Source organism: Nocardia nova NBRC 15556 (genome assembly GCF_001613005.1).
Taxonomy (GTDB): Bacteria; Actinomycetota; Actinomycetes; order Mycobacteriales; family Mycobacteriaceae; genus Nocardia; species Nocardia nova.
This window is the reverse complement of sequence record NZ_BDBN01000069.1, coordinates 20,716-27,593: the sequence shown is the minus strand read 5'-3', so window position 1 is coordinate 27,593 and position 6,878 is coordinate 20,716. Positions and strand designations below refer to the sequence as shown.

Annotated in this window: 6 protein-coding genes and 1 pseudogene; 2 read left to right on the top strand and 5 right to left on the bottom strand. The window is 68.7% G+C overall.

What is annotated here, in order from left to right:
- The 5 genes and pseudogenes from NN2_RS25305 to NN2_RS25285 all read right to left on the bottom strand — a co-directional run.
- Positions 1 to 216 (bottom strand): annotated as a pseudogene (locus tag NN2_RS25305) (copper resistance protein CopD); the annotation flags it as partial.
- On the bottom strand, positions 213 to 767 hold the full coding sequence (locus NN2_RS25300) for a copper resistance CopC family protein (protein ID WP_082857247.1): 555 nt from the start codon (positions 765 to 767) through the stop codon (positions 213 to 215). The gene NN2_RS25300 and the pseudogene NN2_RS25305, both read right to left, overlap by 4 nt.
- Positions 764 to 1,423 carry a YcnI family copper-binding membrane protein gene (locus NN2_RS25295; protein ID WP_063016496.1) on the bottom strand — a complete coding sequence of 220 codons (660 nt, stop codon included), beginning with the start codon at positions 1,421 to 1,423 and terminating at the stop codon, positions 764 to 766. The genes NN2_RS25300 and NN2_RS25295 overlap by 4 nt, the downstream gene beginning before the upstream one ends.
- A gap of 75 nt (positions 1,424 to 1,498) precedes the next feature.
- Positions 1,499 to 2,008: a hypothetical protein gene (locus NN2_RS25290; protein WP_063016494.1), complete on the bottom strand. Its 510-nt coding sequence runs from the start codon at positions 2,006 to 2,008 to the stop codon at positions 1,499 to 1,501.
- Positions 2,009 to 2,117: 109 nt separating this feature from the next.
- Positions 2,118 to 2,759, bottom strand: coding sequence for a DUF6474 family protein (locus tag NN2_RS25285; protein ID WP_030516739.1), 642 nt, complete (start codon positions 2,757 to 2,759; stop codon positions 2,118 to 2,120).
- A gap of 397 nt (positions 2,760 to 3,156) precedes the next feature.
- Here NN2_RS25285 and NN2_RS25280 point away from each other — a divergent pair, with 397 nt between their 5' ends.
- Together NN2_RS25280 and htpG are read left to right on the top strand one after the other, a co-directional pair.
- The gene (locus NN2_RS25280) at positions 3,157 to 4,827 is read left to right on the top strand and encodes a TM0106 family RecB-like putative nuclease (RefSeq protein WP_063016504.1); all 1,671 of its coding nucleotides are present in this window, start codon (positions 3,157 to 3,159) and stop codon (positions 4,825 to 4,827) included.
- The gene (gene htpG, locus NN2_RS25275) at positions 4,824 to 6,839 is read left to right on the top strand and encodes a molecular chaperone HtpG (RefSeq protein ID WP_063016492.1); all 2,016 of its coding nucleotides are present in this window, start codon (positions 4,824 to 4,826) and stop codon (positions 6,837 to 6,839) included. Before NN2_RS25280 ends, htpG begins: the two co-directional genes overlap by 4 nt.
- The last annotated feature ends 39 nt before the right edge of the window (positions 6,840 to 6,878 follow it).

Sequence of the window (6,878 nt, the reverse complement as noted above, 5' to 3'; positions counted from 1 at the left end):
GGGCCGCAGCCGGTCGTGCAGGCGCGGCAGCGCGGCGAGGCCGAGAACCGTCGCGCCCAGCCCGTCGGCCAGAGTGCGCACCGGCGCCTCGGCCTGGACCGGATCGGGTGCGGCGAGCGCCCATCCGGCGGCGGCACCGAGGAGGGCGGCCGGGACGACCAGCAGCAGTGCGTAACGCAGTGCGGTCGATCTGCTGCCGGCCGTCCCCGGCCTCATGGTTTGCCGCCGCTGCCCGACCGTCGGGAGCGACCGCCGAACAGCGCGAACGCCAGTCCACCACCGAACAGCACGACCGCGGCCACGATGAACACCCACAGCGGCACGCCCCCGGAATCGCCGCCGCCGGAGTTGCCGCTCTTGGCATCGGCCTTGGGCCCCGGTGTGCCGTGGCCGGGCGTGGTCAGCTCGAAACTGCGGGTACCGCTGACCGGATGGCCGTCGGCGGAGGTGACCCGGTACGCCATCGTGTAGGTGCCGGCCGGGCCCAGGTCACCGACCTCGACGGTGACGGTCGGGCCGTCCACCACCGGCTTGCCCTTCGACCACAGATTTCCGTCCGGGCCGACGACGGTCAGCGACGGGAAACTCGGCTGCAGATTCTCGTTGAAGGTGACGCTCACCCGCGCGGGACCGGTCTCGACCTTCGCGCCGTCGGCGGGGTCGGTGGATACCACCGTCGAATGCGCGGCGGCCGGCCCGGCGACCGTGATCGTCAGTGCGCCCAGCGCCAGCGCGCCGACCAGGGCGAACACGATGCGGCGCATCATGAGCGCCGGCTCCGGATCAGGCTGCCGAGTCCGAGCGCGGCACCGAGGGCGCCGAGAACCAGTCCGATACCGCCCAGCCAGCGCGCGGTGTTGTCGGACTCGTCGCTGTCGGACTTGTCGGCGGCAGCGCTCGGCATGCCGGCGTGATCGTCGTCGGATCCGGCGGCTCCCAGCGTGATGCTCGGAGCGGGATGCTCGGGTTCGTCACCGCCGGCGGGCATGGGCTCGCTCCAGTTGACGACCTTGCCGTCGCTGTAGGTCTGGGTGGCCGGGAAGTTGATCTTGTCCTGCTTCGGCAGCGGCCCGACCGCGACGGCGAAGCGCTGGAACTGCTCGGGAGTGATGCCGGGAGTGCCCGGGTTGGCGGTCCAGGTGACGGAGGTGAACTGGTTCTTGTCGTTCTTCTCGGTCTTGGCGGTCCAGCCCGGAACGGGTTCGGTGCGAGCCGCGGACAGTTGCGGCAGCGCGACGGTCAGCTTGGTGGTGGACGCCGTCGCCGATTCGGTCGGCACGCGGAAGGTGATGACCGCGTAGCCGCCCTGGGCCGCGCCGGGCGCGTCGGCGGTGACGTGCGCGGCCGCGGTGCCGGAGGCGAGCAGGGCGAGACCGGCGGCGGCGCCCGTGGCGACCAGGGCGCGCGACAGTGAGGTGGACATAGTAAAGCTCACGGTGGGTGACTTTCTCGGTACTCGGCGAGATGCCGGAGGAATTGCCTGTGGTCGAGGATCGGTTCAGGCGAGTACCGGGGGTGCGCGGGAGCCGAGGGCGCCGGCGCTCCATTGCTGCCGCGCTTGCCGCGCGGAGGTCCGCCACCGGGGTGTGGCGATATCCACCGGCGGTTGCGGCCGGGTGGTGACGGCGCGGACCGATCGGGAGACCGCGGCATACAGCCGTTCCACGGCCACGATCAGCACCGCGCACACCACGGTGGCGAGGGTGTGCGCCAGTGTCATCCAGTTGTTCGGGAAGATCGAGATCAGCCCGGAAAGGCCGCTCCCGCACGATGTTTCACCGGGCCGATGAGCGGGCAGCAGACTCAGCGCGATATGCGAGACCGCCTGTCCGCCACCGAGTGCCGCCAGGATGCCGATCCGGCCACGCGCACCACCGGTGGGCGGCAGCATCGACGCGAAGGTTCCGGTGGCCGCCGCGCTCAGCAGCAGCAGCGCCAGCGTCGCCGAGCCGGGATAGCCGCCGTCGGCCCATCCGTGCGCGGCCACCGCGAGGACCACCACCGCCATACCGACCAGCCCGCCCCGCAGGCCATCGATGCCCGGCCGCCGGACCGCTCGCCGGTAAGGCGGAGATCCGGTTGTGGGCCGGGCACGATGCGGCATGGCGAGCGGTCGGTCAGTGCACGCCGAGGCGCGCGAGGATATCGGCTTCGACGCCGGCCAGTTCGTGCGAGATGGAGTTGTGCACCGCACGCCGGCGCGGCGCGGGCATCTGCTCGGCGGTGCGCACGGCAGCGGACAGGCTGGCGAGCCGGTCGCGGGTGGCGGCCACGAACTTCTGCGTCTCGCCGCTCTTGTCACCGGAGTTCTCGATACCGGCCAGGGTCGATTCGACACCGGTGATACGGGCCTGCAGGCGGGCGCCGTGGCCGGTGAAGTTGCCCAGTTCGCCGATGCCGATACCCAGTCGATGGGCGCGGCGGGTGTCGATCTGGCCGCGGATGAAGGTGGCGGCCCGGTAGGCCAGCGGCGCCAGCACCGGCACCAGCACGCGCGCCACGCCCAGATACTTCTTCACCTGGCTCGCCGTGAGCAGTTCGCGGTCGGCTCGTTCGGCGGTCTTGAGGGCGGCCTTCTCCTCCGCCTTCAAGGTCGCGATCTGAGCCTTCGCCACCTCGCGCTGGGTGCGGATCTCGGCGCGCTGGCGTTTGCGTTCGTTGCGGGCGCCGAGTTTGGCCTCCATCGCGGCCTTGTGCTTGAGGGCTTTCGCCTCGGCTTTGCGGTCCGCACGCCGCTTGCGCTTGGTGAACAACCCCATCGAAAGCCCTCCGTCACGAAGTTCCGTCATGCTGATATACCCACATGCCACACGGTTTGCGCCAACTGTAGCGGGATGCGGACCCGAGGGCGCCGCCGCGGCGGACGGTTCGCGGCGATCCGAGCTCCGGACGGCGGGAGTGCCGAGGTAGCGGCCCCGCGTACACCCTGCACGCAGGCGGTTCGCGGGAGTGTCGGAGGTAGGGACCATACTGCTTACCGTGTATTCGGGCAGCGGCGACCGGGACGGTCGCGAGGAGGACGGCGGAGGCGACGAGCGGCGGGCTGCTGCTCGCCGAACCGCCGTAGTGCCCGCCGAAGTGGAACGGGCGCAGCAGGTTTCGGCCGATACGGTGAATATCTCGACCCCCGCCGAGGCCGGTGAACATCCGCCGCGAATCGCCTACGTCGACGCGCGCGCACTGGTCGGCTGCCGGCATCGGCTGCATCTGGACGCCACCCATCCGGAACGGCTGCTCGGGGTGCCCGAGGACGCGGGTGTCAAACAGCGCCGCGACGCCGCCACCGCGCATCGCACCAAGGTCCGCGACACACTCGTCGCCGCCGACCCACAGGCGTGGGTGATCATCGATCCGGATCAGGCCGCGAGCGGTCGCGCCGAGGATACGCTGCGCGCGTGTTCGGAAGGGGCGCAGCGCATTTGGGGTGCGCTGCTGCCCCAGGAGCCCGATACCGGTCGTCGCGGCGGCTGCGAGATCCTGCTGCGCGACACCGATCGGGGCGGCTATATCCCGATCATCGTGGTCAACCACAAGGTGACCGATCCGCGCCAGCCCGATCCGGCCGATTTCCACCCCACCACCTCCGATCTGTACCACTGGGATCCGCGCCCCGACCGGCACGTCCGCGTCCGCACCCAGCCGCGCGACCAGCAGCGGCTGGCCCACCTCTACCGGATGTTGCAGCGGCACGGGCTGGCCAGTCCCGCCCTGGTCGGCGGGGCGATCGGCTATCACTTCGACCGGATCCTGGTGCACGACCTGGGTCCGGTGCTCGACGAGTACGACCGGCGTTATGCCGACCGCATCGCGGTGGTGCGCGGTGAGCTGCCGACCGTGCCGTCGAAGGTGCCCGAATGCCGGCAGTGCCCGTGGTGGACCCGGGCGCCGATCGTCGAGCGAACGGGGATCACCGAACCTCCCGCGGTGAGCTGTGAGGGCTGGCTGGCGGACCATCGCGACGTCAGCCTCGTCGCACCCGGATCCCGCGCCGAGCTGCTGCGCCGCCACGGCGTGCAGACCATCGACGATCTGGCCGAGTGGACCGCGGACGAACCCGAGGACTGGCAGTACGAGCCGTTCGCCGAGACGGTGGTGACCGCGCGCGCCTGGATCTCGGGCGCGCCGCTGGTCCGCCGCGTGGATCGGGTGCGGGTCACCCGGGCCGACGTCGAGGTCGACGTCGACCTGGAGAGCTATCAGGAATACGGCGCCTATCTGTGGGGCACCCTGCTCGACGGCGTGTATCGCCCCTTCTTCACCTGGGACCCGCTGCCGACCGCCGACGAGGCCCGCTCGTTCGCCGAATTCTGGACCTGGTTGATGGCGGTGCGCGCCGACGCGGCCGCGGCGGGCAAGACGTTCGCCGCCTACTGCTACTCGCGCACCGCCGAGGACAAGTGGCTCTACGAGTCGGCGCGCCGCTTCGCCGGACGGCCGGGGGTACCCAGCGCGGACGAGGTCCGCGCCTTCGTCGACAGCCCGCAGTGGGTGGATATGTTCCAGGCGGTGTCGGAGCAGTTCATCTGCCCGAACGGCAAGGGGCTCAAGAAGATCGCTCCGGTCGCCGGATTCGGCTGGCGCGATCCCGAGGCCGGCGGCGAGGCGTCGATGAGCTGGTATCGCCTGGCGGTCGGCTACGACGGTGCGCCCGATCTGTCGCAGCGCACCCGGCTGCTGGAATACAACGAGGACGATGTGCGCGCGACCCAGGTGCTGCGCGAATGGATGGCGCCCGCGCAGCCCCGCGCGCACAGCGCCGATGCCGAGGTTCCCGCGATGACCGACTTTCGCGAGCCACCCGCGGTCCGTCGTAATATCTGCACGTGACCGATCACGTCGAACAACTGGAGTTTCAGGCCGAGACCCATCAGCTTCTGGAACTGATGATCCACTCGGTCTACTCGAACAAGGACACGTTCCTGCGGGAATTGATCTCGAACGCCTCCGACGCGCTGGACAAGCTCCGGCTCGAGTCGTTCCGGGACAAGGATCTCGAGGTCGACACCTCGGATCTGCATATCGAACTGGAGGTCGACAAGGACGCCCGGGTGCTGACCGTCCGCGACAACGGCATCGGCATGTCGCGCGCCGAGGTGGTCGACCTCATCGGAACCCTGGCCAAGTCCGGCACCGCCGAACTGCGTCGTCAGCTGCTGGAAATGAACGGAGCCGACGCCGATTCTCCGGGTCGCTCCGCGGGCTCCGCTCCCGCGGACCTCATCGGCCAGTTCGGTATCGGCTTCTACTCGACCTTCATGGTGGCCGACAAGGTCACGCTGACGACCCGCCGCGCGGGTGAGTCCGAGGGCACCCGCTGGGAGTCCGCGGCCGGCAGCTCGACCTACACCATCGAAACCCTCGACGAGGCGCCTCAGGGCACCGCGGTTTCGCTGCACCTGAAGTCCGCGGACGAGGACGATCACCTCTTCGATTACACGCAGGAGTGGAAGCTCCGCGAGATCGTCAAGAAGTACTCGGACTTCATCTCCTGGCCCATTCGGATGCAGGTGGAGCGCACCGTCACCGAGGGCGAGGGCGAGGAGAAGACCGAGAAGACCATCCTCGAGGAGCAGACGCTCAATTCCCAGAAGGCGCTGTGGACGCGCCCGCGCAGCGACGTCTCCGACGAGGAGTACAAGGAGTTCTACAAGCACGTCTCGCACGCCTGGGACGACCCGCTGGAGATCATTCCGCTCAAGGCCGAGGGCACGTTCGAATATCAGGCGCTGCTGTTCATCCCGTCGCACGCGCCGTTCGATCTGTTCATGCGCGAGCACAAGCGCGGGGTGCAGTTGTACGTGCGCCGCGTATTCATCATGGACAACTGCGAAGAGCTGATGCCGGAGTATCTGCGCTTCGTCAAGGGCGTGGTGGATGCGCAGGATCTCTCGCTCAACGTCTCGCGCGAGATTCTGCAGCAGGACCGGCAGATCCAGATGATCCGCAAGCGCCTGGTGCGCAAGGTGCTGTCGACGATCAAGGATATGCAGGGCGCCGAATCGGCCGAATCCGGCGACGGCGACGCCACCGCGGAAGAGTCGAAGTACCGGACCTTCTGGAACGAATTCGGCCGAGTTATCAAGGAGGGCCTGCTCTCCGACTTCGACAACCGCGAAACCATCCTGCAGGTCTCGTCTTTCGCCTCGACGCACTCGGATTCCGAGCCCACCACGCTCGCGCAGTACGTGGAGCGCATGGCCGAAGGCCAGGACAAGATCTACTACATGACCGGCGAATCCCGGCAGCAGATCGAGAATTCGCCGCATATGGAGGCGTTCGAGGCGAAGGGCCTCGAGGTGCTGATCCTCACCGATCCGGTCGACGAGATGTGGGTCGGCTCGGTGCCGGACTTCGACGGCAAGCCGTTCCAGTCGATCGCCAAGGGCGAAGTCGATCTGGAGACCGAGGAGGAGAAGAAGGCCTCCGAACAGCTGCGTGAGCAGCAGGAGAAGGATTTCGGCGATCTGCTGAAGTGGCTGCAGGAGACGCTGAGCGACAGCGTCAAGGAGGTCCGCCTGTCCTCCCGCCTGACCACCTCCCCGGCCTGTGTCGTCGGCGACGTCTTCGACTTCACCCCGCAGCTGGAGCGCATGTACCGGGCGTCCGGCCAGGCCCTGCCGGAATCCAAGCGAATTCTGGAACTCAACCCGGAGCACCCGCTGGTCACCGGACTGCGCGATGCGTACGCCGCGAACAAGGACACCGCCGAGGAGTCCGGAGAATTGGCCGCTACCGCCGAATTGCTCTACGGCACAGCGATTCTCGCCGAAGGTGGCGAATTGAAGGATCCGGCCCACTTCGCGCAACTGCTGGCGGACCGGCTCACGAAGACCGTCTGACCGCACCTCCGGAAACACGGTAAGGCTCGCACGGAAGTC

Excerpts from the sequence above, each read along its gene's own strand:
- NN2_RS25295 (WP_063016496.1), bottom strand. The coding sequence starts at position 1,423 with ATGTCCACCTCACTGTCGCGCGCCCTGGTCGCCACGGGCGCCGCCGCC.
- NN2_RS25285 (WP_030516739.1), bottom strand. The coding sequence starts at position 2,759 with ATGGGGTTGTTCACCAAGCGCAAGCGGCGTGCGGACCGCAAAGCCGAG.
- NN2_RS25300 (WP_082857247.1), bottom strand. The coding sequence starts at position 767 with ATGATGCGCCGCATCGTGTTCGCCCTGGTCGGCGCGCTGGCGCTGGGC.
- NN2_RS25290 (WP_063016494.1), bottom strand. The coding sequence starts at position 2,008 with ATGGCGGTGGTGGTCCTCGCGGTGGCCGCGCACGGATGGGCCGACGGC.